General features: G+C 39.7%; 2 protein-coding genes. One reads left to right on the top strand and one right to left on the bottom strand.

What is annotated here, in order from left to right:
• A partial coding sequence (locus Q0X72_RS13665; RefSeq protein ID WP_297766542.1) for a glycosyltransferase occupies positions 1-738 on the top strand: 738 nt, incomplete at its 5' end.
• Between the two features lie 55 nt (positions 739-793).
• Here Q0X72_RS13665 and Q0X72_RS13670 read toward each other — a convergent pair.
• Positions 794-2,337: glycoside hydrolase family 2 TIM barrel-domain containing protein (locus Q0X72_RS13670; protein WP_297766544.1), on the bottom strand; the 1,544-nt coding region annotated here is incomplete at its 5' end.

Raw genomic sequence — 2,337 nt, forward strand, 5'->3', positions numbered from 1 at the left:
GTAACCATCAGTAAATATGTTACTATTCTGGAGAAGAAATACAAAGCACGCAATATTGCACTGATTCCTCATGGATCGTTTGAAACACCTCCTGAGCCTGACTATGCCTTGCCAATAGGACCAAAACAAGTAATGGCCTTTGGTAAATTCGGTACTTATAAGCGTGTTGAGATCATGATTGAGGCTGTAGATTTGATCCGAAGCAGAACAAGGGAAGACATAGAAATTGTCATTGCAGGTACTGATAGCCCTAATACTCCGGGATATCTTAAATCAATGGAGGAAAAATATGCACATGTACCAAACATAAGGTTTACGGGCTATGTTGCTGAGGAAGATGTACCAACGATATTCGGAGACAGTGCTGTAGTTGTGTTTCCTTATACCTCTACAACTGGTAGCTCAGGTGTCCTGCACCAGGCGGGTAGCTACGGAAAAGCTGTGGCACTACCAGACCTAGGAGATCTAGGTGTCCTGGTTCGTGAAGAAGGATATAAAGGGGAGTTCTTTGAACCAGATAATACTGGATCATTAGCCGACGCTATTGAAAATATCCTGGGAAATGATTCACATAGGGTTCATTTAGGAAAAACCAATTATGACGCAGCATGTTCCTTACCTATGTCTGCGATCACCCAAATGTATACGGATTATTTCAAAGCGATAAAATATAAGAACTTACCTAACTTTTCCCCAAATTTTGCTACGGAAAAGAAGACCGTCAAGGAAGAAATTTAACTATTTTTTGGTTAGGTTAAGAAGAGAGGAGGGCAGCGTGGTTACTGCTCTCCTTTCATTTTTGTGTGGACAGATCCAGATACTGATAACTAGGTTTTTCCCTGCCATCTATAGAAATAACACCAAAATATTTTTGCCGTTGTTTTCTCCACGGCAGTCTGCCAACCACCGGGTTTGGCACTTCTTTAAAATCATAAAGTGTCCAGAATAAATATGGGATCCCCTCCTCATTTAAATGCTGCTGCATTTCTCTATAATAATCAGCCTGCCTTTTTTCCGACCCCAAATATGCATTCCAAATACCACTATAAGATGAATACCCGTACTCTCCCAGCAAAATAGGCGTATCTCCTACCCTGTCCTTTAAAGCTTCATACTTTCCTAAAAATTCAGAAGGATCCTGATAGTAATGAAAAGAAATAAAATCGACCTTTTCTCCTAATAAAATTCCAGCTTCCGGGGAGGACCAACCAATAGTTACAGGATGGATTGGATCCCATTTCTTTACCTGCTTGTTCATTTCTTCCAACCAGGCCAATACCAGTTCTTTACCTCTCGAATCGAAATCGAGATCGGGTTCATTTTTCAGGTCCCAACCTAAGAGAGCGGGATGATCTTTAAGAGTTTTCACTATGATCTCAGCATGTCTGTGAGTTAAGGTCCAGTCCATCAAATCATAATTCCCATAAAAATCGAACAAAGTGACCAAGACCTTAAGCTTTTCAGTATTCGCCAGATCTAGCATTATTTTTAGTTTTGCCATGTATTCATTTGATACCTTGGCTTTTCCAAACTCCTCATAAGGAACAAATACGCGTACGGAATTAAGCCCCATCTTACGTATCTGGGCGAAGTCGTTCGCAATTACCTGTTTATTGAAATTAGATCCAAAGGTATCCCAGGCACTTTTACTTGGATAGTAATTGAGTCCTTTCATTTTTGCAATATCGGACTGCGAAGTATTGCTTTTTATGGAAGATTGAACCTCCTCATTAGGTTCTTCTATTTCAACCATATGTCTTATCCGCCAAAAACCGTCTTCTAATAACATCAGGACCTTATAAGAACTAGTGTCTTTCTTTTTTAAAAGCATCTGGTCATTCTGCCATATCTCCTTATAAGTTTCCACATGCCTGTCTGTAAACACCACCAGACTACCATCGGCGCTATAAAAGTCGAGCGATGGATGATGAGCCAGACTTGTCTGTTTCACTGATGTATTATATTGTTTATTCAGATCGAGTACCCTTTCTATTTTGATCCGCATACTGTCCGTATAATAATCAGCAACACCATAGGAATCATTGTTAGACAAGGCAATATTTCTGACATACCATGATCTTAAATAATCAGTTTGTATTTCTTTCAGTGTTTGGGCTTCCATGGGTCTTCCCGGATTCTCCAGATCTACCCATTGAACTTCCGGCAGATAGGTTTCTTCTATGTTACCCTGTATGTGAAGGATAGAAGATTTATCTGCTCCGGAATTGAGATAGGCCCATACAGAACTGATTCCATAAATTATCATAGCATTGATCCCTAGAAATGAAAGGATCAATAAAGATCTATATATGTTCTTGTTCCACTTACTTTTCATGG

Source organism: uncultured Muriicola sp. (assembly GCF_947258935.1).
Taxonomy (GTDB): Bacteria; Bacteroidota; Bacteroidia; order Flavobacteriales; family Flavobacteriaceae; genus Muriicola.